The 21,345-nt window shown below is 65.1% G+C and carries 24 protein-coding genes; 21 read left to right on the top strand and 3 right to left on the bottom strand.

Translation table 11 applies throughout. The annotated features are described in order from the left end of the window. The first annotated feature begins 35 nt into the window (after positions 1 to 35). The 14 genes from rpsN (at position 36) to IP86_RS11660 (ending at position 9,442) form a co-directional block, all read left to right on the top strand. Positions 36 to 341, top strand: a complete 306-nt coding sequence (gene rpsN, locus IP86_RS11725; RefSeq protein WP_054162709.1) for a 30S ribosomal protein S14 — start codon at positions 36 to 38, stop codon at positions 339 to 341. A gap of 15 nt (positions 342 to 356) precedes the next feature. Continuing rightward, positions 357 to 755 carry a 30S ribosomal protein S8 gene (gene rpsH / locus IP86_RS11720; protein ID WP_054162708.1) on the top strand — a complete coding sequence of 133 codons (399 nt, stop codon included), beginning with the start codon at positions 357 to 359 and terminating at the stop codon, positions 753 to 755. A gap of 111 nt (positions 756 to 866) precedes the next feature. After that, on the top strand, positions 867 to 1,400 hold the full coding sequence (rplF, locus tag IP86_RS11715) for a 50S ribosomal protein L6 (RefSeq protein WP_054162707.1): 534 nt from the start codon (positions 867 to 869) through the stop codon (positions 1,398 to 1,400). A 12-nt stretch (positions 1,401 to 1,412) separates the two neighbouring features. Then, positions 1,413 to 1,775, top strand: a complete 363-nt coding sequence (gene rplR / locus IP86_RS11710; protein WP_054162706.1) for a 50S ribosomal protein L18 — start codon at positions 1,413 to 1,415, stop codon at positions 1,773 to 1,775. 60 nt (positions 1,776 to 1,835) lie between these two features. Then, positions 1,836 to 2,408 (top strand): 30S ribosomal protein S5, encoded by a 573-nt coding sequence (gene rpsE / locus IP86_RS11705; protein ID WP_054162705.1) that lies wholly within the window; start codon positions 1,836 to 1,838, stop codon positions 2,406 to 2,408. A 50-nt stretch (positions 2,409 to 2,458) separates the two neighbouring features. Then, on the top strand, positions 2,459 to 2,653 hold the full coding sequence (gene rpmD, locus IP86_RS11700; RefSeq protein WP_054162704.1) for a 50S ribosomal protein L30: 195 nt from the start codon (positions 2,459 to 2,461) through the stop codon (positions 2,651 to 2,653). Positions 2,654 to 2,665: 12 nt separating this feature from the next. Next, positions 2,666 to 3,151: a 50S ribosomal protein L15 gene (gene rplO / locus IP86_RS11695; RefSeq protein WP_054162703.1), complete on the top strand. Its 486-nt coding sequence runs from the start codon at positions 2,666 to 2,668 to the stop codon at positions 3,149 to 3,151. A 147-nt stretch (positions 3,152 to 3,298) separates the two neighbouring features. Next, positions 3,299 to 4,630: a preprotein translocase subunit SecY gene (gene secY / locus IP86_RS11690; protein ID WP_054162702.1), complete on the top strand. Its 1,332-nt coding sequence runs from the start codon at positions 3,299 to 3,301 to the stop codon at positions 4,628 to 4,630. After that, positions 4,627 to 5,631 (top strand): adenylate kinase, encoded by a 1,005-nt coding sequence (locus tag IP86_RS11685; protein WP_054162701.1) that lies wholly within the window; start codon positions 4,627 to 4,629, stop codon positions 5,629 to 5,631. The genes secY and IP86_RS11685 overlap by 4 nt, the downstream gene beginning before the upstream one ends. A 187-nt stretch (positions 5,632 to 5,818) precedes the next feature. Further along, complete coding sequence (gene rpsM, locus IP86_RS11680) at positions 5,819 to 6,187, top strand: 30S ribosomal protein S13 (RefSeq protein ID WP_054162700.1); 369 nt, start codon at positions 5,819 to 5,821, stop codon at positions 6,185 to 6,187. Positions 6,188 to 6,313: 126 nt separating this feature from the next. Further along, positions 6,314 to 6,703, top strand: a complete 390-nt coding sequence (rpsK, locus tag IP86_RS11675; RefSeq protein WP_054162699.1) for a 30S ribosomal protein S11 — start codon at positions 6,314 to 6,316, stop codon at positions 6,701 to 6,703. A gap of 136 nt (positions 6,704 to 6,839) precedes the next feature. Continuing rightward, on the top strand, positions 6,840 to 7,859 hold the full coding sequence (locus tag IP86_RS11670; protein ID WP_054162698.1) for a DNA-directed RNA polymerase subunit alpha: 1,020 nt from the start codon (positions 6,840 to 6,842) through the stop codon (positions 7,857 to 7,859). A gap of 124 nt (positions 7,860 to 7,983) precedes the next feature. Further along, on the top strand, positions 7,984 to 8,397 hold the full coding sequence (gene rplQ, locus IP86_RS11665; RefSeq protein ID WP_054162697.1) for a 50S ribosomal protein L17: 414 nt from the start codon (positions 7,984 to 7,986) through the stop codon (positions 8,395 to 8,397). A 250-nt stretch (positions 8,398 to 8,647) separates the two neighbouring features. Next, entirely contained in the window at positions 8,648 to 9,442 is a 795-nt protein-coding gene (locus IP86_RS11660; protein WP_054162696.1) for an SDR family NAD(P)-dependent oxidoreductase, read from the top strand. Positions 9,443 to 9,689: 247 nt separating this feature from the next. Here IP86_RS11660 and IP86_RS11655 read toward each other — a convergent pair whose 3' ends face one another. Both IP86_RS11655 and IP86_RS11650 read right to left on the bottom strand, forming a co-directional pair. After that, positions 9,690 to 10,811 (bottom strand): DUF5938 domain-containing protein, encoded by a 1,122-nt coding sequence (locus tag IP86_RS11655; protein ID WP_054162695.1) that lies wholly within the window; start codon positions 10,809 to 10,811, stop codon positions 9,690 to 9,692. Between the two features lie 44 nt (positions 10,812 to 10,855). Next, positions 10,856 to 11,659 (bottom strand): SDR family NAD(P)-dependent oxidoreductase, encoded by an 804-nt coding sequence (locus IP86_RS11650; protein WP_054162694.1) that lies wholly within the window; start codon positions 11,657 to 11,659, stop codon positions 10,856 to 10,858. A 241-nt stretch (positions 11,660 to 11,900) separates the two neighbouring features. Between IP86_RS11650 and IP86_RS11645 the strand changes: the two genes are divergently transcribed. After that, entirely contained in the window at positions 11,901 to 12,548 is a 648-nt protein-coding gene (locus tag IP86_RS11645) for a TetR/AcrR family transcriptional regulator (protein ID WP_054162693.1), read from the top strand. Between the two features lie 308 nt (positions 12,549 to 12,856). Here the strand turns inward: IP86_RS11645 and IP86_RS11640 are convergent, their stop codons facing one another. After that, positions 12,857 to 13,876 (bottom strand): zinc-binding alcohol dehydrogenase family protein, encoded by a 1,020-nt coding sequence (locus tag IP86_RS11640; protein ID WP_054162692.1) that lies wholly within the window; start codon positions 13,874 to 13,876, stop codon positions 12,857 to 12,859. Positions 13,877 to 13,994: 118 nt separating this feature from the next. On the opposite strand from IP86_RS11640, the gene IP86_RS11635 reads away from it, so the two are divergent. From IP86_RS11635 to IP86_RS11605, 6 genes are all read left to right on the top strand, one after another. Further along, positions 13,995 to 14,372: a winged helix-turn-helix transcriptional regulator gene (locus IP86_RS11635; protein WP_054162691.1), complete on the top strand. Its 378-nt coding sequence runs from the start codon at positions 13,995 to 13,997 to the stop codon at positions 14,370 to 14,372. A gap of 108 nt (positions 14,373 to 14,480) precedes the next feature. Further along, a complete protein-coding gene (locus IP86_RS11630) occupies positions 14,481 to 15,875 on the top strand; it encodes a DegQ family serine endoprotease (RefSeq protein ID WP_054162690.1) in 1,395 nt (464 codons plus the stop codon). Positions 15,876 to 16,101: 226 nt separating this feature from the next. Further along, entirely contained in the window at positions 16,102 to 17,436 is a 1,335-nt protein-coding gene (locus IP86_RS11620) for a replication-associated recombination protein A (protein WP_054162688.1), read from the top strand. A 239-nt stretch (positions 17,437 to 17,675) separates the two neighbouring features. Further along, positions 17,676 to 18,881, top strand: coding sequence for an ABC transporter substrate-binding protein (locus tag IP86_RS11615; protein ID WP_054162687.1), 1,206 nt, complete (start codon positions 17,676 to 17,678; stop codon positions 18,879 to 18,881). A 43-nt stretch (positions 18,882 to 18,924) separates the two neighbouring features. Continuing rightward, complete coding sequence (locus IP86_RS11610; RefSeq protein WP_156332473.1) at positions 18,925 to 19,656, top strand: tetratricopeptide repeat protein; 732 nt, start codon at positions 18,925 to 18,927, stop codon at positions 19,654 to 19,656. Positions 19,657 to 19,995: 339 nt separating this feature from the next. After that, a complete protein-coding gene (locus IP86_RS11605) occupies positions 19,996 to 21,219 on the top strand; it encodes an ABC transporter substrate-binding protein (RefSeq protein WP_054162686.1) in 1,224 nt (407 codons plus the stop codon). Positions 21,220 to 21,345: the final 126 nt, after the last annotated feature.

Raw genomic sequence — 21,345 nt, 5'->3', positions numbered from 1 at the left:
AAAGCCTCTCAAACGCGGAAACCCAGGAGCCTGGCATGGCAAAGAAGAGTTCGATCGAGAAGAACAATCGTCGGCGGAAGATGAGCAAGAACGCGGCGCCGAAGCGCGCGCGTCTGAAGGCCATCATCGCCGACAAGAACCTCCCGATGGAGGAGCGTTTCGCGGCGACCCTGAAGCTCGCCGAGATGCCGCGCAATTCGTCGACGACCCGGATTCGCAACCGCTGCGAAGTCACCGGCCGTTCCCGCTCGGTCTATCGCCTGAACAAGCTGAGCCGTATCGCGATCCGCGACCTGGGTTCGAAGGGCCTGGTTCCGGGCCTCGTGAAGTCGAGCTGGTAAGGGGAGGGTCGTCAGATGTCCACGCACGATCCGATCAGCGATCTCATCACCCGCATCCGCAACGCGCAGATGCGGTCCAAGTCCAAGGTTTCGACCCCGGGCTCCAAGATGCGCGCCAACGTGCTCGAAGTGCTGAAGAGCGAGGGCTACATCCGTGGCTACGCCAGCGTCGAGCATCCGTCGGGACGCAGCGAGCTCGAGATCGAGCTGAAGTATTTCGACGGCGAGCCGGTGATCCGCGAGATCGAACGCGTGTCGCGTCCTGGCCGTCGGGTTTATGCGTCGGTGAAGAACCTGCCGCGCGTCAACAACGGCCTCGGCATCTCGGTGCTGTCGACCCCGAAGGGGATCATGGCCGATCACGACGCCCGCGACGCCAATGTCGGCGGCGAGGTCCTGTTCACGGTGTTCTAATCGCAAGCGCGATGGCCGGAGTGTCCGGCCGACGCGCGACAGATACGGAAATTGGCGCATCCTCCGTGGCGTGGTCACGCAGGAAGATGCAGGGTTGAAGAAGGATCGACCATGTCACGCGTTGGCAAGAAGCCCGTCACGGTCCCGTCCGGCGTGACGGCGACCGTCGAGGGTCAGACCGTCAAGATGAAGGGGCCGAAGGGTCAGCTTCAGTTCGTCGTGCACGACGACGTCGACGTCAAGTTCGAGAACGGCGTGGTGAAGGTGGCGCCGCGGCACGAGACCAATCGGGCGCAGGCGCTGTACGGCACCGCGCGCGCGCAGATCGCGAACCTGGTCGAGGGTGTCACCAAGGGCTTCGAGAAGAAGCTCGAGATCACCGGCGTCGGTTATCGCGCTGCGCTGCAGGGCAAGAAGCTGCAGCTCGCGCTCGGCTACAGCCACGACGTGCTGTACGACATCCCGGAAGGGATCACCATCACGGTGCCGAAGCCGACCGAGATCAACGTCGCCGGCATCGACCCGCAGAAGGTCGGTCAGGTCGCCGCCGAGATCCGCGACTACCGTCCGCCGGAGCCCTACAAGGGCAAGGGCGTGCGCTATTCCGACGAGTTCATCTTCCGCAAGGAAGGCAAGAAGAAGTAACGGAGCCGGGTCATGTCGAAGTTGAATGTCACGAATGCCCGGCGCAAGACTCGGGTCAGGATCGCACTGCGGCGCACCGCCAATGGTCGCCCGCGGCTGTCGATCTTCCGCTCGTCGAAGCACATCTACGCCCAGGTGATCGACGATCTGAAGGGCGAGACGCTGGCTTCGGCGTCGTCGCTGGAGAAGACGCTGCGCGAGGCTGGCAACACCGGCGCCAACATCGACGCCGCCAAGGCTGTCGGCAAGCTGGTCGCGGAGCGGGCGGTGAAGCAGGGCGTCAAGGAAGTCGTGTTCGATCGCGGCGGCTATCTGTATCACGGCCGCGTCAAGGCGCTGGCGGATGCGGCGCGCGAAGGCGGACTGAGCTTCTAATTTTCGGATTGAACGGATACCAGGATCGAGGCTCCGGCCTCGCAAGGATTGGAAAACACCATGGCAGGTGAACGCGAACGCGGTGGACGCGAACGGAGCAATCGCGAGGAGCGCGACAGCGAGTTCGTCGACAAGCTCGTCCACATCAATCGTGTGGCGAAGGTGGTGAAGGGCGGTAAGCGCTTCGGTTTCGCCGCGCTGGTCGTGATCGGCGATCAGAAGGGCCGGGTCGGGTTCGGCCACGGCAAGGCGCGCGAAGTTCCGGAAGCGATCCGCAAGGCGACCGAATCGGCGAAGCGCAACCTGACCCGCGTCGCGCTTCGCGAAGGTCGCACGCTGCATCACGACATCGCCGGCCGTCACGGCGCCGGTCGCGTCTATCTGCGTGCCGCTCCGGCCGGTACCGGCATCATCGCCGGCGGCCCGATGCGCGCCGTGTTCGAGACGCTCGGCATCCAGGACGTGGTGGCGAAGTCGATCGGTTCGTCGAACCCGTACAACATGGTTCGCGCCACCTTCGACGCGCTGAAGCATCTGGACTCGCCGCGTTCGGTCGCGGCCCGCCGCAACATCAAGGTGTCCACCCTGCAGTCCCGCCGCGTCGGCGGCGACGCGGAAGTGGTTGCCGAATAACTCGGAGTCGGCGATCACGCTGACGCAAGACGCGATCTGGAGTGAAGACGATGGCCAAGGCCGCAAACATGATCAAGGTCGAGCAGATCGGCAGCCCCATCCGGCGCCATTCCTCGCAGCGTGCGACGCTGGTCGGCCTCAAGCTCAACAAGATCGGCCGGGTCACCGAGCTTCAGGACACGCCTGAGGTTCGCGGCATGATCGCCAAGGTGCAACACCTCGTTCGCGTCGTCGACGAGAAGTAAGAGGGTAGGGCGATGAAGCTCGACGAGATCTCCGACAATCCGGGCGCGCGCAAGAAGCGTATGCGCATCGGCCGTGGCATCGGCTCCGGCAAGGGCAAGACCGGCGGCCGTGGCGGCAAGGGCCAGACCGCGCGTTCGGGCGTGCGCATCAAGGGCTTCGAGGGCGGCCAGATGCCGCTGCATCGTCGTCTGCCGAAGCGCGGCTTCAACAACATCTTCCGCCTCGAATTCTCCGAGGTGAATCTCGACCGTCTGCAGGAAGCGGTCGATGCCAAGAAGCTCGACGCCGGCAAGGTCGTCGATGCTGCTGCGCTGGTCGAAGCCGGCGTGCTGCGCCGTTCGCTCGACGGCGTGCGCCTGCTCGGCCGCGGTGAACTCACCGCCAAGCTGAACATCGAAGTGCACGGCGCCACCAAGTCGGCGATCGAAGCGGTCGAAAAGGCCGGCGGTTCGGTCAAGATTCTGGCGCCGAAGAAGGACGAAGGCGAGGCTGCGTAAATTTGCCGTCATCGCCCGCGAAAGCGGGCGCCGGCCTTGCCGGGATGGTGGATTTTTCGTTAGTTGCGCACCAAATTGATGCCCGGCGCTGACTCGGCCGCCTGCATCCGGCGGCCTTGGGACGAGTAGCGCGGGAGAAAGCCGGACATGGTCTCTGCAGCGGAACAACTTGCGGCGAATCTCAATTTTTCGGCGCTGGGTAAAGCCGAAGAACTGAAGAAGCGGATCTGGTTCACGCTCGGTGCGCTTCTGGTCTATCGCCTCGGCACTTACATTCCGCTGCCCGGCATCGATCCGACCGTGTGGGAGCAGGTGTTCCGCTCCCAGGCCGGCGGCATCCTCGGCATGTTCAACATGTTCGCCGGCGGTGGCATCCACCGCATGGCGATCTTCGCGCTCAACATCATGCCGTACATCTCGGCATCGATCATCGTGCAGCTGCTGACCACGGTGTCGCCGCAGCTCGAGGCGCTGAAGAAGGAAGGCGAGGCGGGCCGCAAAACGCTGAACCAGTACACCCGTTATCTGACGGTGATCCTGGCGGCGTTCCAGTCCTACGGCATCGCGGTCGGCCTACAGGGCGCCGGCAACGTCGTCGCCGAGCCCGGCGTGTTCTTCCTGCTGTCGACCACGATCACGCTGACCGGCGGCACGATGTTCCTGATGTGGCTGGGCGAGCAGATCACCTCGCGCGGCATCGGCAACGGCATTTCGCTGATCATCCTCGCCGGCATCGTCGCCGAGCTGCCGTCCGCTCTGGCCAACATGCTCGAGCTCGGTCGGCAGGGCGCGCTGTCGACCGGTCTGATCCTGGTCGTGCTGGTGATGGCCGTCGTCGTGATCGCCTTCATCGTGTTCATGGAGCGTGCCCAGCGCCGGCTGCTGATCCAGTATCCGAAGCGGCAGGTCGGCAACAAGATGTTCGAGGGCCAGTCCTCGCATCTGCCGCTGAAGCTCAACACCTCGGGCGTGATCCCGCCGATCTTCGCGTCGTCGCTGCTGCTGCTGCCGACCACGATCGCGAGCTTCAATTCCGGCACCGGTCCGGAGTGGTTCCAGTGGATCGTGACGCAGTTCGGCCACGGCCGTCCGCTGTTCCTGCTGTTCTACATCGCGATGATCTTGTTCTTCGCGTTCTTCTACACCGCGATCGTGTTCAACCCGACCGAGACCGCGGACAATCTGAAGAAGCACGGCGGCTTCATTCCGGGCATCCGGCCGGGTGAGCGCACCGCCGAGTACATCGATTACGTGCTGACCCGCATCACCGTTGTCGGCGCGATCTACCTGGCGATCGTCTGTCTGATTCCGGAAGTCCTGATTTCCTACGCTTCGGTGCCTTTCTATTTCGGCGGAACCTCGCTGCTGATCGTGGTCAGCGTCACGATGGATACGGTGGCGCAGGTGCAGGGCTATCTGCTGGCGCACCAGTATGAAGGCTTGATCCGGAAGTCGAAGTTGCGGGGGCGCAAGAAATGAGACTGATCCTTCTCGGGCCGCCGGGGGCGGGCAAGGGAACGCAAGCGGCGCGACTGGTTCAGCAGTACGGCATCGTCCAGCTCTCCACCGGAGACATGCTGCGCGCCGCCGTCGCGGCCGGCACGCCGGTCGGCCTCAAGGCCAAGGACATCATGGCCAGCGGCGGCCTGGTGCCGGACGAGGTGGTGATCGGCATCATCTCCGACCGCATCGAGCAGGACGACGCCGCCAACGGCTTCATCCTCGACGGCTTCCCGCGCACCGTGCCGCAGGCCGAGGCGCTCGACGCGCTGCTGAAGGACAAGAAGCTGTCGCTCGACGCCGTCGTCGAACTGCGGGTCAACGAGAGCGCGCTGCTGGCGCGGGTCGAGACCCGTGTGGCGGAGATGCGGGCGAGGGGCGAGGAGCCGCGTGCCGACGACAATGCCGAGGCGCTGGCGAAGCGTCTGGCCGCCTACCGTGCCCAGACCGAGCCGCTGGTGGAGTACTACTCCGAGAAGCGCAAGCTGCTCACCGTCGACGGCATGATGACGATCGACGAGGTCACGCGCGAGATCGGCCGGGTGCTGGCCGCCGTCGCCGAGGCCGACCAGAAGAAGGCCGCCAAGTCCGCGACCGCCAAGAAGCGGTCGGCCAAGAAGTCGAGCAAGACGGCCGCCAAGCCTGCGGGGAAAAAAGCTCCGGCCAAGAAGCCGGTCGGCAAGACGGCTGCGAGCAAGAAGGCAGCTGCCGCGAAGGCTCCGGCCAAGTCGGCAGGCAAGGCGTCTGTCAAGAAGTCCAAGGCGGTCGTGAAGGCCGGTGCGAAGAAGGCGGCGAAAGCCCTTCAGGTCGCTGGCAAAAAGGCCGCCAAGAGCGCCAAAAAGACTGCCAAGTCGGCCGCGCCGAAGACCCGAAAGGCGAAGGCGGTGACGCCGAAGGCGGGCAAGAAGGCGCCCAAGGCAGCAAAGGCTGCGACAAAGGCTGCCAAGAAGTCCAAGGCGGTCACGAAAAAGAGATCTTGAACCTGGATTCGGTTGACGAAACGCAACAGAATCCTTTAATAAGGCCCGATATCCCGTCGGATAGGTTTCAGACGATGCCGGGCCCCGAAAGAAGCCAAGGGGATGGCGTCGTGTTCGCGTTTGTGAACGCCAGCCCGAGATAGCAAAATATCAGCCGGCCGAACGGTCGGTGACAGGAGAGAAGTCTGTGGCCCGTATTGCCGGCGTGAATATCCCGACCAACAAGCGCGTGCTGATCGCGCTTCAGTACATCCATGGCATCGGCCAGAAGAATGCGGCCGACATCCTGGAGAAGGTGAAGATCCCCGTCGAGCGTCGCGTCAATCAGCTCAGCGACGCCGAGGTTCTTCAGATCCGCGAAGTGATCGACCGCGATTACCTCGTGGAAGGCGACCTGCGTCGCGAGACCGGCATGAACATCAAGCGCCTGATGGACCTCGGCTGCTATCGCGGCCTGCGTCATCGTCGCGGCCTGCCGGTGCGTGGTCAGCGCACCCACACCAACGCCCGCACCCGCAAGGGTCCGGCGAAGGCGATCGCCGGCAAGAAGAAGTAAGTTTTGCGAATTGCGGAAAGCGGGCGGCGGGTAGGGGAATCCTATCGCCATCCGCTTTTCGGCATTCGTCGTTTCGGTGGAGCCGCTGGTGTTACGGCGGCGTTGAGATCTCAGGAAAGGTAGACCATGGCTAAGGAAGCCGGCCGCATTCGCCGCCGCGAGCGCAAGAACATCGCCTCGGGCATCGCGCATGTGAACTCGTCGTTCAACAACACGACCATCACCATCACCGACGCGCAGGGCAATGCGATTGCCTGGTCGTCGGCCGGCACGATGGGCTTCAAGGGCTCGCGCAAGTCGACCCCATACGCCGCGCAGGTCGCGGCCGAGGACGTCGCCAAGAAGGCGCAGGAGCACGGCATGCGCACCCTCGAAGTCGAGGTTGCGGGCCCGGGTTCGGGTCGTGAATCGGCGCTGCGCGCGCTGCAGGCCGCGGGCTTCACGGTGACGTCGATCCGCGACGTCACCACGATCCCGCACAACGGCTGCCGGCCGCGCAAGCGCCGCCGGGTGTGATTTTTCCTCGCGGGTGGCCATGCGCCGCCCGCGACTGTTTTCGATACTTTGGCGCGGATTGATCCGCAGTTTCCAATGCTAGTGACGACCGCGCCTTGATTTTCGGCGGCGATGGACTGGCCAGGAAGGTGACACAGTGACGATCCAGAAGAATTGGCAAGAACTCATTCGACCGAACAAGCTTCAGGTGACCCAAGGCAGCGACGCGACCCGGTTCGCGACGCTGGTCGCCGAGCCGCTTGAGCGCGGCTTCGGCCAGACGCTGGGCAACGCGCTGCGGCGCGTGCTGCTGTCGTCGCTGCAGGGCGCGGCGGTGCAGTCGGTCCACATCGACGGCGTGCTGCACGAGTTCTCCTCGATTGCCGGCGTGCGTGAAGACGTCACCGACATCGTGCTGAACATCAAGGACATCTCGCTGAAGATGCAGGGCGAAGGCCCGAAGCGGATGGTCATCAAGAAGCAGGGCCCGGGCGCCGTGACTGCCGCCGACATCCAGACCGTCGGCGACATCGTCGTGCTGAACCCCGACCTGCAGCTCTGCACCCTCGACGAGGGCGCCGAGATCCGCATGGAATTCACCGTCAACACCGGCAAGGGCTACGTTGCCGCCGAGCGTAACCGTCCGGAAGACGCGCCGATCGGCCTGATCCCGGTCGACAGCCTGTACTCGCCGGTCCGCAAGGTGTCGTACAAGGTCGAGAACACCCGCGAGGGCCAGATCCTCGACTACGACAAGCTGACCATGACGGTCGAGACCAACGGCGCGATCACGCCGGAGGACGCCGTCGCTTACGCGGCGCGCATCCTGCAGGATCAGCTCAACGTCTTCGTCAACTTCGAAGAGCCGCGCAAGGAAGTCACCCAGGAGATCATCCCGGATCTGGCCTTCAACCCGGCCTTCCTCAAGAAGGTGGACGAGCTGGAGCTGTCGGTGCGTTCGGCGAATTGCCTGAAGAACGACAACATCGTCTACATCGGCGACCTGGTGCAGAAGTCGGAAGCCGAAATGCTCCGCACCCCGAACTTCGGCCGCAAGTCGCTGAACGAAATCAAGGAAGTGCTGGCGCAGATGGGCCTGCATCTCGGCATGGAAGTGCCGGGCTGGCCGCCGGAGAACATCGACGAGCTCGCCAAGCGCTTCGAGGATCACTACTGATCGACGTCTTCATGGCCGGGCGCCAGCGCCCGGCCATTGCTTTGCTAATCACCCGGGCGAACGCAGGCAGCCCACCTGAGCAACTCCGACGAACCGTCGGGAATCATTCGAGGAAGTACACGTCATGAATCACGGCAAGGTTCACCGGAAGCTCAACCGCACCGCCGAGCATCGCAAGGCAATGTTCGCCAACATGTGCGCGGCGCTGATCAAGCACGAGCAGATCGTCACCACGCTGCCGAAGGCCAAGGAACTGCGGCCGATCGTCGAGAAGCTGGTCACGCTCGGCAAGAAGGGCGGCCTCGACAAGCGCCGTCAGGCGATCGCCGAAATGCGCGATAAGGATCAAGTCAAGAAGCTGTTCGACGTGTTGGCCCCGCGGTACGCCGACCGCAACGGCGGCTACACCCGCATCATCAAGGCCGGCTTCCGCTACGGCGACAACGCCGCGATGGCGGTGATCGAATTCGTCGACCGCGACGAAGACGCCAAGGGCAAGGATTCCGGCCCGACGCAGGAGACGGCCGACGCGGCGTAAGCTGCTCTCTCAGATAGTGAGTTTCGATAGGCGGCGCCCCAAGCGCCGCCTATTTCGTTATGCGCCTCGCCGTCATTGCGAGGAGCGAAGCGACGAAGCAATCCAGCTCCGTGCACTGTGCTGGATTGCTTCGCTTCGCTCGCAATGACGGCGAGAGGCTTCGACCACAACCTTGTGAGGTGTCGGGGGCGACGTTCTGGTCGATGAGTAACGGGCAACTGATTGCCAATGTCCTCAACGGAGCATCCGCATGCACATCAATCTCTCCGGCAAGACCGCGCTCGTCACCGGCTCGACCGCCGGCATCGGCCACGCCATCGCCAAGGGGCTCGCCGCAACCGGCGCCAATGTCGTGGTCAACGGCCGCACGCAAGGCAAGGTGGACGAGGCCGTCGCCGCGGTGAAGAAGTCCGCCAAGGGCGGCACGATCACCGGGGTCGCCGCGGACGTCTCGACCGCGGAGGGCTGCGCCAAGCTGGTGAAGGCCCAGCCGGACGTCGACATCCTGATCAACAACACCGGCATCTTCGAGCCGAAGGGCTTCTTCGACATTCCGGACGAGGACTGGCAGCGCTTCTTCGACGTCAACGTGATGAGCGGCGTGCGGCTGTCGCGGGCCTACATGCCGGCGATGCTGAAGCGCAATTGGGGCCGCATCGTCTTCATCGCCTCGGAATCCGCGCTGATGATCCCGAAGGAGATGATCCACTACGGCATGACCAAGACCGCGCAACTCTCGGTGTCGCGCGGCCTCGCCGAACTCACCCGCGGCACCGCGGTGACCGTCAACGCGGTGATGCCAGGCCCGACGATGAGCGAGGGCGTCAAGACCTTCGTGGCCGATCTCGCCAAGCAGAACGGCCAGTCGGAGACCGAAGCAGCCGCCAACTTCATCAAGCAGCATCGCCCCGGTTCGCTGATCCAGCGCTTCGCCACCGTCGAGGAGATCGCCAACATGGTGGTGTACGTCTCCTCGAAAGAAGCGGCCGCCACCAACGGCGCCGCATTGCGCGCCGAAGGCGGTTTGCTGCAGACGATCGCGTAGTTAATTCTCGCAGGCCTTTCGCACAGTGCCCGCGGCAACCCTCACCCCAACCCTCTCCCGCAAGCGGGAGAGGGGGCTCGCTGCGGTCGGGGCGGATGAAATGACCTCGTCGCAATTTCCAAACTAACAGTAATCCTACGCCGCGTTCATCCGCAGCGTCTCCGCATCGGCAGCGCGCTCCCTCTCCCGCTTGCGGGAGAGGGGTGGGGTGAGGGCGCCCCAGGCACGGCATATGTAGATCTCACCGTCAGTCGTGCACCGTCAGCTGCGGCTTCATCACCAGGCCGAAGCTGCGCAGTTGGCCGAGCAGTTCGCGATGGCCGAAGGCCTGGCAGCCGGAGGCGAAGCCGGCGCGGTTCGGTGCCTTCTGCAGCAGTGAGTAGGCGGCGTAGGCCTGCAGCATGCCGGTCTGCTTGTAGTTGCAGTTGCCGTGGATCACGCAATGCGCACGGCCGAGCGGGCCGGAGGCGTAGACCGAATCCACCGAGGTGTTGATCCGCGGATTTTCACGCGGCGGCATCGTCGCCTGCAAGGTCGCGGCGATGTCGCCCAAAGCCTTCTCCTGGTCGGCCGGCGGCAGTGGCTTGATCTGCTCCTTCACCATCTGCGTGGTCTGGACCACGCCTTCCATCACCGGCCGCGCCAGCACGCCGCCCATCACCTTGCAATTGGCGACGCGCGGATCGTTCTTGAACCACACCGGATGCGCCGTGCCGCCCCACGGCACGGCAATCGCCGTCTCGTGCTGACCCGGCACCACGACGTCGGCCCGCGCGGTGACATCCCACGGCATGTATTTGTTCTGCTCGAGGTAGTACCAGTCGGCCTTGAGGATGGTGAAGATGGTCTGGGTCGAGGCGTAGGTCGGCAGGCCCTTCCAGAACACCAGGATGTCGAGCGTATCGAGGCCGGGCGTCTCCAGGCAGATGTTCGCGGCGATCTCGCCCGTGGTGTACATCTGCGCCAGGTTCGGCGAGAGCAGCAGACCTTTCGCCGCGAACGCATCGCCCCAGTTCGACTGCGCCTTCAGCACCCAGTCCTGTTCACCGGTCGTGTCGAGATAGTGGCAACCGGCGGCGAGGCACGCTTCCACCACTTCGGGCCCATACTTGATGAAAGGCCCGACCATGTTGCTGACCACGCGCGCGCCCTTGAACAATTCCGTCAGCGCCGCGACGGTGTGTTCGACTTCGACGACTTCGTAGTCCGCGGTTTCGATGCCGGGGATCTTGTCGACCACCGCCTGCACCTTGGCCTTGTCGCGGCCGGCCGCGATGAAGGGGATGTTGTACTCACGCAGATATTCGCACACCAGCCGGCCGGTGTAGCCGGAGACGCCGTAAACCACGACGGGTCGCGTGTCGCTCATGTTCGCTGTCCTTGTGTCCGTGGGAAAAGCCGTCAGGTGCCCAGTCAGGTGCCCATGCCGCCGTCGACCGGAAGGCCGGCGCCGGTGATGAAGCGGGCGTCGTCGGTGCAGAGGAACACCACGGCGTCGGCGATGTCGGCGACCTCGGCGAGGCGGCCGAGCGGGGTCTGCTCGATCACCGAGCCGACCGCGGCATTGACGTCGGGCGCGAGCCCCAGCGCGGCGATGTCGTTCGCAAGCTTGAGGCCCATCTCGGTCGGCGCGAGACCCGGATAGACGCAGTTGACGCGCACGCCGTAGCCGAGCTTGCCGGCTTCCATCGCGGCGACACGCGTCATCCGGTCGACCGCTGACTTCGTCGCCGAATAGCCGCCGATCGCCGGATAGGCGATGGTCGCGGCGACCGAAGAGATGTTGACGATCGCGCCGCCTTTGCCGGCGGTGCCGTCCGGCTTCATCGCCCGGAAGGCGTATTTGATGCCGAGGCCGGTGCCGACGACGTTGACGTCGCACATCCGCCGCATGTCGGCGGCGCTGATATCGGCCATCAGCGAGGTCAGCTCGATGCCGGCATTGTTGATCAGGATGTCGTAGCCGCCGAATTCCGCCACGGTCGCCGCCACCGCAGCTTCCCACTGCGTCTCGTCGGTGACGTCGAGCTGCGTGAAAGCCGCCCTGATGCCGGAGGATGTCAGCTTGGCGGCGGTCTGCCGCCCAAGATCGGCCAGCACGTCGGTAATCATGACCGAGGCGCCGGCTTTACCGAGCGCCGTCGCGATGGCTTCGCCGATGCCGCGGGCGGCCCCGGTCACCAACGCGGTTTTTCCAGACAGAGTCGTTCTGTTCATTGTCGTCCTCCCTGTGAAAGGCCAATTCCATCAAGGCGTTGTGTGACCGTGCCGGCTGCTTTGCAGAGCGCAGAACAGGCGGCGACGATGTCCTTGACGGTTGACCAATTTTTATTAGACGATTGTCAAAATATATCTGGACGATTGTCAAGAGTTCCCGGGCAGGCTGATCGGTGATTTTTCGGCTCGGGACAGGCATGATGCGGCGGCCGAAACGGCGCGCTCGGAGTAAAGGCAGGGAATGACGGAGCAAGTGCTCGAACGGAAACCGTGCGGAGAGGGCGCGCCGAAGCGCGGCGCCCGGCCGCCGATCGACAAGTTCAATGCGCGGCGGATCGAACTCGCCGAGGCGGCGCTGGAGACGCTGGCGGAGGTCGGCTACGCGCGCACCAGCCTGCGCGAGATCGCGCAGAAGTCCGAATTCAGCCACGGCGTGCTGCACTATTACTTCAGCGACAAGTTCGATCTGATCTGCTGCAGCGTGCGCTACTACAAGGGCAAGTGCGTCACCCGCTACGATCAGATCACCTCGACGGCGCGCAGCCGTGACGAACTGCTCGACGGCTTTCTCGACAAGCTCGGCGAGACGATGCGCCTTGAGGCGAGCATGCACCGCCTGTGGTACGACCTCCGCGCCCAGGCGCTGTTCGAAACCGCCTTCCGCGACGACGTCACCGCGATCGACAAGAGCCTCGAGGACATGGTCTGGCGCGTGGTGTCGCGCTTCTCCGAACTCGGCGGCAAGACCCCGGCGATGTCGCCGGAGTCGCTGTACGCGGTGTTCGACGGGTTGTTTCAGAAATATCTGCTGCGGCACCTGTCCGGCGACGCGCAGGCGATCGCGGATCTGCAGGCCGAACTGCGCCGGCTGCTACCGATGATCGCGTAGGGGCGATGTTGCGCGCTCAAAGCGGGCGCGTGATAATTTTGCGCGAGCGTGCCGACTCTGAGAATGCGGTGATCGCTAAGTCAGCATCCGCGGCAGCCCTCACCCCAACCCTCTCCCGCAGGCGGGAGAGGGAGTTCGCTGCGTGCGGGGTGAGGGCATCGTCTTGTCTCGATCTTCGTACCAGTGATTCAAAGTTACGTTCATCCGCAGTGCAGCGGCATCGGCAGCCGGCTCCCTCTCCCGCTTGCGGGAGAGGGGTGGGGTGAGGGGGCCCCAGGCAGTGCGTTCGCCACGATCCGTCGACGCGACTAACCCCATCCCTCCAGCACGATCTTCCCCTTCGCCTTGCCGCTTTCGATCAACGCGTGGGCGCGTTTCAGGTTGGCGGCATTGATGGTGCCGTAGGTCTGGTCCAGCGTGGTGCGCAGCACGCCGGCGTCGATCAGGCCGGCGACTTCGTCGAGCAGATCGTGCTGCGCGATCATGTCGGCGGTCTCGAAGGTCGAGCGCGCGAACATCGCTTCCCAGTGCAGCGACGCCGACTTGGCCTTCAGCAGCATCGGGTTCAGCGGCTGCACCGGATCGTCGATCAGGCCGATCTTGCCCTGCGGCGCCAGGATGTCGATCAGCTGCGTGAAGTGCGTATCGGTGTTGGTCAGGCTGGCGATCAGCGCCACCGGCGGCAACCCCAGCGCATCGACCTGAGCTTTCATCGGCTTGCTGTGATCGATCACCGCATGCGCGCCGAGCTCGCGGCACCACGCCTGGGTCTCCGGCCGCGATGCCGTCGCGATGATCGACAACCCGGTGAGCCGGCGGGCGAGCTGGATCAGGATCGAGCCGACGCCGCCGGCGCCGCCGATGATCAGCAGCGTGCGCGGATCGAACGCCTTGCTGGGCTGCGCGCCGAGCCGGTCGAACAGCAGCTCCCAGGCGGTGATCGCGGTCAGCGGCAGCGCCGCGGCGTTGGCGAAGTCCAGCGTCTTCGGCTTGTGGCCGACGATGCGCTCGTCGACGACATGGAATTCAGCGTTGGTGCCCTGGCGCTGGATCGAGCCGGCGTAGAACACCTCGTCGCCCGGCTTGAACAGCGTCACCTCGCTGCCGACCGCTTCGACCACGCCGGCGGCGTCGTAGCCGAGGATCTTGGTCTCGCCGGCCGGCGGCGCCGCGCGCTTGCGCACCTTGGTGTCGACCGGATTGACCGACACCGCCTTCACGGCGACCAGTAGGTCGCGCGGCTTCGGCGTCGGCTTCGGCAGCTCGACGTCGGTGAGGGCGTTGGGATCGTCGATCGGAAGGCTCTTGGTGTAGCCGACGGCTTTCATGGGGGACTCCAGTGTGAGGCAAGGTCGCGGGGCGCAACTTCCTCATCTTGAACCAAACTTGCAAGTACTGTCGTTTCGGGGATATAGTCACCGAACGGATACTAATGGACAGAATCGCATGAAACGCCACAATGTCGATTGCGCGCCGGGCTGTCCGGTCGAGGCGACGCTCGACCTGATCGACGGCAAGTGGAAGGGCGTGATCCTGTTCCATCTGCAGGGCGGCCGGCTGCGCTTCGGCGAGCTGCGCCGCAAGATGCCCGGCATCACCCAGCGCATGCTGACCAAGCAGCTCCGCGCGCTGGAGGAGGATGGCCTGGTGCTGCGCGAGGTGTTTGCCGAGGTGCCGCCGCGCGTCGAATACGAGTTGTCGGAATTGGGCGAGAGCCTGCGGCCGGTGATCGACGCGCTGCGACGCTGGGCCGAGGAGCACCGTGCCCGGGCCGGCACGGCACTCGCCGCGGCCGCGCCGGCGGAGACCCATGCCGGCGCCTGATCGCTGGTGACGCGGGACAAGCCCCGCATTTGCCGGCTTTTCCTTCTCCAATCGGGCGCGGGGGACTATATCTGCCGCGTCGTTGACGCCCTCACTGGATTCTCAAACATGATTTCGATGCGAAGCTTCGCTGCCCTTTGTTTGTCGATCGTTCTGGCGACTCCGGTCGCGGCGCAGGAGCGGCGGTTGCCGTCGTCCCAGGCCGAGATCAAGCTCAGCTACGCGCCGATCGTGCAGACGGTGCAGCCCGCGGTCGTCAACGTCTATGCCGCCAAGGTGGTGCAGAACCGCAACCCGCTGCTGGAAGATCCGATCTTCCGCCGCTTCTTCGGCGGTGGCGGACCGCAGCCGGAGCAGATCCAGCGCTCGCTCGGCTCGGGCGTGATGGTCGATGCCTCGGGCCTCGTGGTCACCAACAACCACGTCATCGAGGGCGCCGACCAAGTGAAGGTCGCGCTTGCCGACAAGCGCGAGTTCGAGGCCGAGATCGTGCTGAAGGACAGCCGCACCGATCTCGCGGTGCTGCGCCTCAAGGATACCAAGGAGAAGTTCGCCACGCTCGACCTCGCCAATTCCGACGACCTCCTGGTCGGCGATCTGGTGCTGGCGATCGGCAATCCGTTCGGCGTCGGCCAGACCGTCACTCACGGCATCGTCTCGGCGCTGGCGCGCACCCAGGTCGGCATCACCGACTATCAGTTCTTCATCCAGACCGATGCCGCGATCAATCCGGGCAACTCGGGGGGCGCGCTGGTCGACATGACCGGCAAGCTGGTCGGCATCAACACCGCGATCTTCTCGCGCTCGGGCGGCTCGCAGGGCATCGGCTTCGCGATCCCCGCCAACATGGTGCGGGTGGTGATCGCTTCAGCCAAGACCGGCGGCAAGGCGGTGAAACGACCTTGGCTCGGCGCGCGCTTGCAGGCAGTGACGCCGGAGATCGCCGAAACGCTCGGCCTGAAGCGGCCCAGCGGCGCGCTGGTCGCCAGCGTCAGCAAGGGCAGCCCGTCGGAGAAGGCCGGGCTCAAGGTTTCCGACCTGATCGTGTCGATCGACGGCTTCGCGGTCGATGATCCGAACGCGTTCGATTATCGCTTCGCGACGCGGCCGCTCGGCGGCACCGCGTCGATCGAGGTGCAGCGCGGCGCGAAGGCGGTGAAGCTCAGCATGCCGCTCGAAGTCGCGCCCGACACCGGCCGCGACGAGATCGTGCTGACCGCGCGCTCGCCGTTCCAGGGCGCCAAGATCGCCAACATCTCGCCGGCGCTCGCCGACGATCTGCGGCTCGATCCGAGCGTCGAGGGCGTCGTCGTCACCGATCTCGCCGACGATGCGCCGGCTGCCGGCGTCGGCTTCCAGAAGGGCGACATCATCGTCGCGGTCAACAACAAGCGCATCGCCAAGACCGGCGACCTCGAGCGCATCACCAACGAGTCCTTCCGCCTCTGGCGCATCACCCTGGTCCGCGGCGGCCAGCAGATCAACGTCACGCTCGGCGGATGATGATGAGCACGGCGCCGCTTCTAACCTCTCCCCGCCTGCGGGGAGAGGTCGCTCGTCGAACGCAGTTCGATGAGCGGGTGAGGGGGCGTCTCCGCGCAGCCGAGCTGTTGCGTGGACTAACAGACGAGAGGCTCGGGTCTGTGGACACGCCCCCTCATCCCAGCCTTCTCCCCGCACGCGGGGAGAAGGAGCAAGCCGTGCGCGGGAACAGGGTGTAAGCCTGCCGATGAGCCCCAAGCGCCCGCAACACCACAGCGACAACCTGTTCGCGGCCGCCGGGCTCGAGCGCGAGGTGCCGCGGCCGTTGCCGGATCGGCTGCGGCCGCGCACGCTCAGCGAAGTCGTCGGTCAGGATCACATCGTCGGCCCCGACGGCGCACTGACGCGGATGCTGGAAACCCGCACGCTCGGCTCGCTGGTGTTCTGGGGCCCGCCTGGCACCGGCAAGACCACCGTGGCGCGGCTCTTGGCCGATGCCACCGAGCTGCATTTCGAGCAGATCTCCGCGGTGTTCTCCGGCGTCGCCGATCTGAAGAAAGTGTTCGATGCCGCGCGTGCGCGGCGCGAAATGGGCACCGGCACGCTGCTGTTCGTCGACGAGGTGCATCGCTTCAACAAGGCGCAACAGGACTCGTTTCTGCCGGTGATGGAAGACGGCACCGTGGTGATGGTCGGCGCCACCACCGAGAACCCGTCGTTCGAACTCAACGCGGCGCTGCTGTCGCGCGCGCGCGTGCTGGTGTTTCGCTCGCTCGACGCCGAGGCGATCGAAAAGCTGTTCGCGCATGCGGAGGAGGTCGAAGGCAAGAAACTGCCGCTCGACGCCGAAGCTCGCGCGGTGCTGGTGCGGATGGCCGACGGTGACGGCCGCGCCTCGTTGACGCTCGCCGAAGAGGTCTGGCGCTCGGCCCGCGCCGGCGAAGTCTTCAATGCCGCACAGCTGCAGGACATTCTGCAGCGCCGCGCGCCGATCTACGACAAGGGCGCCGACGGCCACTACAATCTGATCTCCGCCCTGCACAAGTCGGTGCGCGGCTCGGATCCGGACGCGGCGCTGTACTATCTGTGCCGGATGTTCGACGCCGGCGAGGATCCGTTGTTCCTGGCCCGCCGCGTGGTGCGGATGGCGGTCGAGGATATCGGCCTCGCCGATCCGCAGGCCCTGGTGATCTGCAACGCCGCCAAGGACGCTTACGATTTCCTCGGCTCGCCGGAGGGCGAGCTGGCGATCGCGCAGGCGGTGATCTATCTCGCCACCGCGCCGAAATCCAACGCCGGCTACACCGCCTACAAGGCCGCGATGAGTACGGCGAAACGCGCGGGCTCGCTGCTGCCGCCCAAGCACATCCTCAACGCGCCCACCGGCTTGATGAAGTCGGAGGGCTATGGCGAGGGCTATCAGTACGATCACGACACGCCCGAAGGCTTCTCCGGCCAGAACTACTTCCCCGACGCGCTCGGCCGCCAGACCTTCTACGACCCGCCCGACCGTGGCTTCGAACGCGAAATCAGGAAGCGGCTGGATTATTGGGCCAAGCTGCGGGCGGCGAAAGAGAAGTAGCTGTCCCGTAGCCCGGATGAGCGAAGCGATATCCGGGGCGCCGCGCAAGACGAGTGCAAGACAAGTCCCCGGGTGTCGCTCCGCTCACCCGGGCTACAGCGCTACGTGCGCTGCCAGCGACACCACATCGCGCCGCCACCAGCGGCTGGGCACAAGACCTGATTAGTAAGCGCTCGCATCCTTCCCGAAAAACAACAGCGACTTCGCATCGCAACAAAAACCCAAGGGAAGGGACACACATGACCGCACTTCGGCTCTGGCTCGGCGCGGCGTTCGCGGCGGCGCTCGCCACGACGGCGCAGGCGCAAAATGCGCCCGGCGTCACCGCCACCGAGATCAAGATCGGCAACACCATGCCGTATAGCGGCCCGGCTTCGGCGCTCAGCGCCACCGGCAAGGCGATCGTCGCATATTTCGATCAGGTCAACGAGCAGGGCGGCGTCGGCGGCCGCAAGATCAACCTGATGTCGCTCGACGACGGCTTCTCGCCGCCGAAGACCATGGAAGCCGCGCGGCGGCTGGTCGAAGGCGAGGGCGTCGCCTTCATCGCCGCCACCATGGGCACGGCGCCGAGTTCGGCGATCGCCAAATATCTCAACGCCAACAAAGTCCCGCAGATCTTCCTGATCAGCTCGGCGTCGAAATGGAACGACCCGCAGAACATGCCGTGGTCGATCGCGCTGCCCTGGGCGCCGAACTACATCAGCGAGGCCAAGATCAACGTCGACTACGCCCGCGCCAAGAACCCGAATGCGCGCTTCGCGGTGCTGTATCAGAACGACGATGCCGGCAAGGACTATCTGCGCGGCGTCAAGGAGGCGCTCGGCGCGGATGCCGACAAGGCGATCGCGCTGGCGTCGAGTTTTGAAGTCGCCGATCCCACCGTCGACTCGCAGGTGCTGACGCTGGCCGCCACCAAGGCCGACGTGTTCCTGATCTACAGCGTGACGCCGCGCGCCTGCGCCCAGGCGCTGCGTAAGGCGCATGAAGTCGGCTGGCGTCCGCAGCGTTTCCTGGCCAGCGGCTGCGCCAACAAGGCGACCGTGATGGACCCGGCGGGGATCGAGGCCGGCAAGGGCGTGCTGTCGCTCGGCTCGCTCAAGCCCTATGTGGCCGAGCCCAAGGGCGACGCCGCGATGCAGGGCTATATCGACTTCATGAAGGCGCGTCTGCCGGGCGTCGACCCCAACAATACCGCGGCGCTGTACGGCTACACCGTCGCCGAGGCGCTGGTGGCGCTGCTCAAACAGTGCGGCAACGATCTGTCCCGCGACAACATCATGAAGCAGGCCGCCAACCTGAAGAACGTGTCGCTGTCGCTGCTGCTGCCCGGCATCACGCTGAACACCACGCCGACCGATTTCCGTCCGATCAAGGACGGCTATATGCTGGAGTTCAACGGCGCCGACTGGGTCGTCGTCAGCGAAATGTTGCGCGGGACCTGATCCCGCGCGCCGGCGGGATGGCCCGCTTGCGTGAAGGGAACCGATGATGATGCACGGCCGGCTTTTGCGTTTCTTTAGGCCGGCCGTGCGCCGCTCGGCGTTGATGATCGTCGCGGCGCTGCTGCTCGCTGCGCCGGCGCGCGCCGAAACTGTCGAAGTCGCGCCCGGCGTGCGCGTCACCAAGAAGAGCTATCCGGCGCCGGCCAACCAGCAGCCGTTCTTCGGCTTCGCTGCCAAGACGCCGGAGCAGCAGGCGGCCGACGCCAAATTCGTCGACGCGCTGGTCGCCGCCACCGGCTCGCGGCAGAAGGCGTTCGAGGAGGCGAGCCTGCGCGGCTGGCGCGCGATCGGCAAGAACAGCGCCATCGAGGCGGCGCAGCGCTTCAATCAGGCCTGGCTGCTGGCGCCGGAGCAGAGCGCCGTCTATCACGGCTTCGCTATCGTCACGATGATGCGGTTCGGCGACATCGACTATGCCGACGAGCTGTTCAGGATCGCCCGCAAGCAGCCCGATCCCTTGAAGCCGCTGCTGGCCGATTACGGCCGCGCGCTGCTGCTCGGCAAGCGGCCGCAGCAGGCCCGCGCCATCCTGGAAGAGGCGGTGGCGGCGACGCCCGATCTCGCCGACGCCTGGTCCAATCTCGGCTTCGCCCGCGTCGACACCGGCGACAAGCCGGGCGCCTGCACGGCGGCCGAGGAGGCCGCCAAGCACAAGCCCTCCACCAACGTGCTCGGCGACATCGCGCTGCTGCGCAACCGGGCGGGATGTAACTAAGCGCGATCGAGGCTGCGGCGCGTAGCAAGCTTCCTCATTGCGTCGGCCGTCACCGCCCCATCCCCGAGTCATTTCGGGTTCGACGGCCGCGCGACGCGCGACCGTCGCCCCGGAATGACGGGGAGGGGTTTGCGTAGCCCGCATGAGCGCAACGACATGCGGGGCCGACTAATAGTGCGATGCAGCATCGGCTTTGGAATTCCGCTGTGCGGTTTGGTAACGGCCCGCAGTCCTTGTCGCGGCCACCGAGTGTATCACCGTCGCTCGACACCTTCACGCCCGCGTGATAGCCACAACTAACAACAATGCGGACAACCGCATCATCCTGGGAGTGAAACCATGCGACTCAAACTGATCGCCGCGCTGCTGCTTGCGGCGGTGGCGGCCTCGGCAGTGACATCCGTATCCTCTTACGCCGCCGACAAGCGTTACGACGTCGGCGCCACCGATACCGAGATCAAGCTCGGCCAGACCATGCCGTATAGCGGCCCGGCGTCGGGCTACGGCGTCAACGGCAAGGTCGAGGCGGCGTATTGGCGGATGGTCAACGCCAAGGGCGGCATCAACGGCCGCAAGATCAACCTCATCTCGATGGACGACGGCTACAGCCCGCCGAAGACGCTGGAGCAGACCCGCAAGCTGGTCGAGCAGGACGAGGTGCTGGCGATCGTCGGCTCGCTCGGCACGCCGACCAATTCGGCGATCCAGAAATATCTGCGCGGCAAGAAGGTGCCGCACATCTTCATCACCTCGGGCGCGTCGAAATGGAACGACCCGAAGGACTTCCCCTGGACCACGCCGTTCTACCCGCCCTACGAGGAAGAGGCCAAGATCTACGGCAAGTACATCGCCAAGGAGATGCCGGCGGCGAAGATCGCGGTGATCTATCAGAACGACGATTTCGGCAAGGACTATCTCAAGGGCTTCAAGGAAGGCCTCGGCGACAAGGCCTCGGCGATCATCAAGGAGGCGAGCTACGAGGTCAGCGATCCGACCATCGACTCGCAGATCGTCAATCTGAAAGCCTCGGGCGCCGATACGCTGCTGACGGTGGCGTCGCCGAAATTCGCCGCGCAGTCGATCCGCAAGGTGCACGCGCTCGGCTGGACGCCGGCGCATTTCGTGGTGTCGGTCGGCGCCTCGATCGGCGGCGTGCTGGAGCCTGCCGGGCTCGAGGCCTCGACCGGGCTGATCAGCGCCTTCACCTCGAAGATCGTCGGCGATCCGGCCTGGGACAACGATGAGGGCGTCAAGCAATTCCTCGCCTTCATGAAGGAGTGGTACCCGGACGGCAATCCGATCGACGGCAGCGTGCAGGTCGGCTACGCAGTGGCGCAGATGACCGAAGTGCTGCTGAAGAATTGCGGCGACGATCTCACCCGCGAGAATCTGGTGAAGCAGGCGACCAGCCTCAGCAACGTCTCGCTGCCGCTGTTCCTCCCCGGCGTCACCGTGACGACGACGCCGACCGACTACTCGGCGTATCACATCTTCAAGATGGCGAAATTCGACGGCAAGGCCTGGAAATTCTTCGGCGAGAACATCAGTACGACGAAGAAGTAGGCCGGGCGAGAGTCGCTACGATCGCAGCGTGCCGAAAGGTAACTACCCATCCTCGTCATGCCCGGGCTTGTCCCGGGCATCCACGCCTTCGGGCGGCCGCAGCATCAAAGACGTGGATGGGGGGGG

The organism is Rhodopseudomonas sp. AAP120 (assembly GCF_001295845.1).
Lineage (GTDB): Bacteria > Pseudomonadota > Alphaproteobacteria > Rhizobiales > Xanthobacteraceae > Rhodopseudomonas.
The sequence above is the reverse complement of the archived record's forward strand: the minus strand, read 5'-3'. Positions and strand labels throughout refer to the sequence as shown.

Excerpts from the sequence above, each read along its gene's own strand:
- rpsN (WP_054162709.1), top strand. The coding sequence starts at position 36 with ATGGCAAAGAAGAGTTCGATCGAGAAGAACAATCGTCGGCGGAAGATG.
- rpsH (WP_054162708.1), top strand. The coding sequence starts at position 357 with ATGTCCACGCACGATCCGATCAGCGATCTCATCACCCGCATCCGCAAC.
- rplF (WP_054162707.1), top strand. The coding sequence starts at position 867 with ATGTCACGCGTTGGCAAGAAGCCCGTCACGGTCCCGTCCGGCGTGACG.
- rplR (WP_054162706.1), top strand. The coding sequence starts at position 1,413 with ATGTCGAAGTTGAATGTCACGAATGCCCGGCGCAAGACTCGGGTCAGG.
- rpsE (WP_054162705.1), top strand. The coding sequence starts at position 1,836 with ATGGCAGGTGAACGCGAACGCGGTGGACGCGAACGGAGCAATCGCGAG.
- rpmD (WP_054162704.1), top strand. The coding sequence starts at position 2,459 with ATGGCCAAGGCCGCAAACATGATCAAGGTCGAGCAGATCGGCAGCCCC.
- rplO (WP_054162703.1), top strand. The coding sequence starts at position 2,666 with ATGAAGCTCGACGAGATCTCCGACAATCCGGGCGCGCGCAAGAAGCGT.
- secY (WP_054162702.1), top strand. The coding sequence starts at position 3,299 with ATGGTCTCTGCAGCGGAACAACTTGCGGCGAATCTCAATTTTTCGGCG.
- IP86_RS11685 (WP_054162701.1), top strand. The coding sequence starts at position 4,627 with ATGAGACTGATCCTTCTCGGGCCGCCGGGGGCGGGCAAGGGAACGCAA.
- rpsK (WP_054162699.1), top strand. The coding sequence starts at position 6,314 with ATGGCTAAGGAAGCCGGCCGCATTCGCCGCCGCGAGCGCAAGAACATC.
- rplQ (WP_054162697.1), top strand. The coding sequence starts at position 7,984 with ATGAATCACGGCAAGGTTCACCGGAAGCTCAACCGCACCGCCGAGCAT.
- IP86_RS11660 (WP_054162696.1), top strand. The coding sequence starts at position 8,648 with ATGCACATCAATCTCTCCGGCAAGACCGCGCTCGTCACCGGCTCGACC.
- IP86_RS11655 (WP_054162695.1), bottom strand. The coding sequence starts at position 10,811 with ATGAGCGACACGCGACCCGTCGTGGTTTACGGCGTCTCCGGCTACACC.
- IP86_RS11650 (WP_054162694.1), bottom strand. The coding sequence starts at position 11,659 with ATGAACAGAACGACTCTGTCTGGAAAAACCGCGTTGGTGACCGGGGCC.
- IP86_RS11645 (WP_054162693.1), top strand. The coding sequence starts at position 11,901 with ATGACGGAGCAAGTGCTCGAACGGAAACCGTGCGGAGAGGGCGCGCCG.
- IP86_RS11640 (WP_054162692.1), bottom strand. The coding sequence starts at position 13,876 with ATGAAAGCCGTCGGCTACACCAAGAGCCTTCCGATCGACGATCCCAAC.
- IP86_RS11635 (WP_054162691.1), top strand. The coding sequence starts at position 13,995 with ATGAAACGCCACAATGTCGATTGCGCGCCGGGCTGTCCGGTCGAGGCG.
- IP86_RS11630 (WP_054162690.1), top strand. The coding sequence starts at position 14,481 with ATGATTTCGATGCGAAGCTTCGCTGCCCTTTGTTTGTCGATCGTTCTG.
- IP86_RS11620 (WP_054162688.1), top strand. The coding sequence starts at position 16,102 with ATGAGCCCCAAGCGCCCGCAACACCACAGCGACAACCTGTTCGCGGCC.
- IP86_RS11615 (WP_054162687.1), top strand. The coding sequence starts at position 17,676 with ATGACCGCACTTCGGCTCTGGCTCGGCGCGGCGTTCGCGGCGGCGCTC.
- IP86_RS11610 (WP_156332473.1), top strand. The coding sequence starts at position 18,925 with ATGATGATGCACGGCCGGCTTTTGCGTTTCTTTAGGCCGGCCGTGCGC.
- IP86_RS11605 (WP_054162686.1), top strand. The coding sequence starts at position 19,996 with ATGCGACTCAAACTGATCGCCGCGCTGCTGCTTGCGGCGGTGGCGGCC.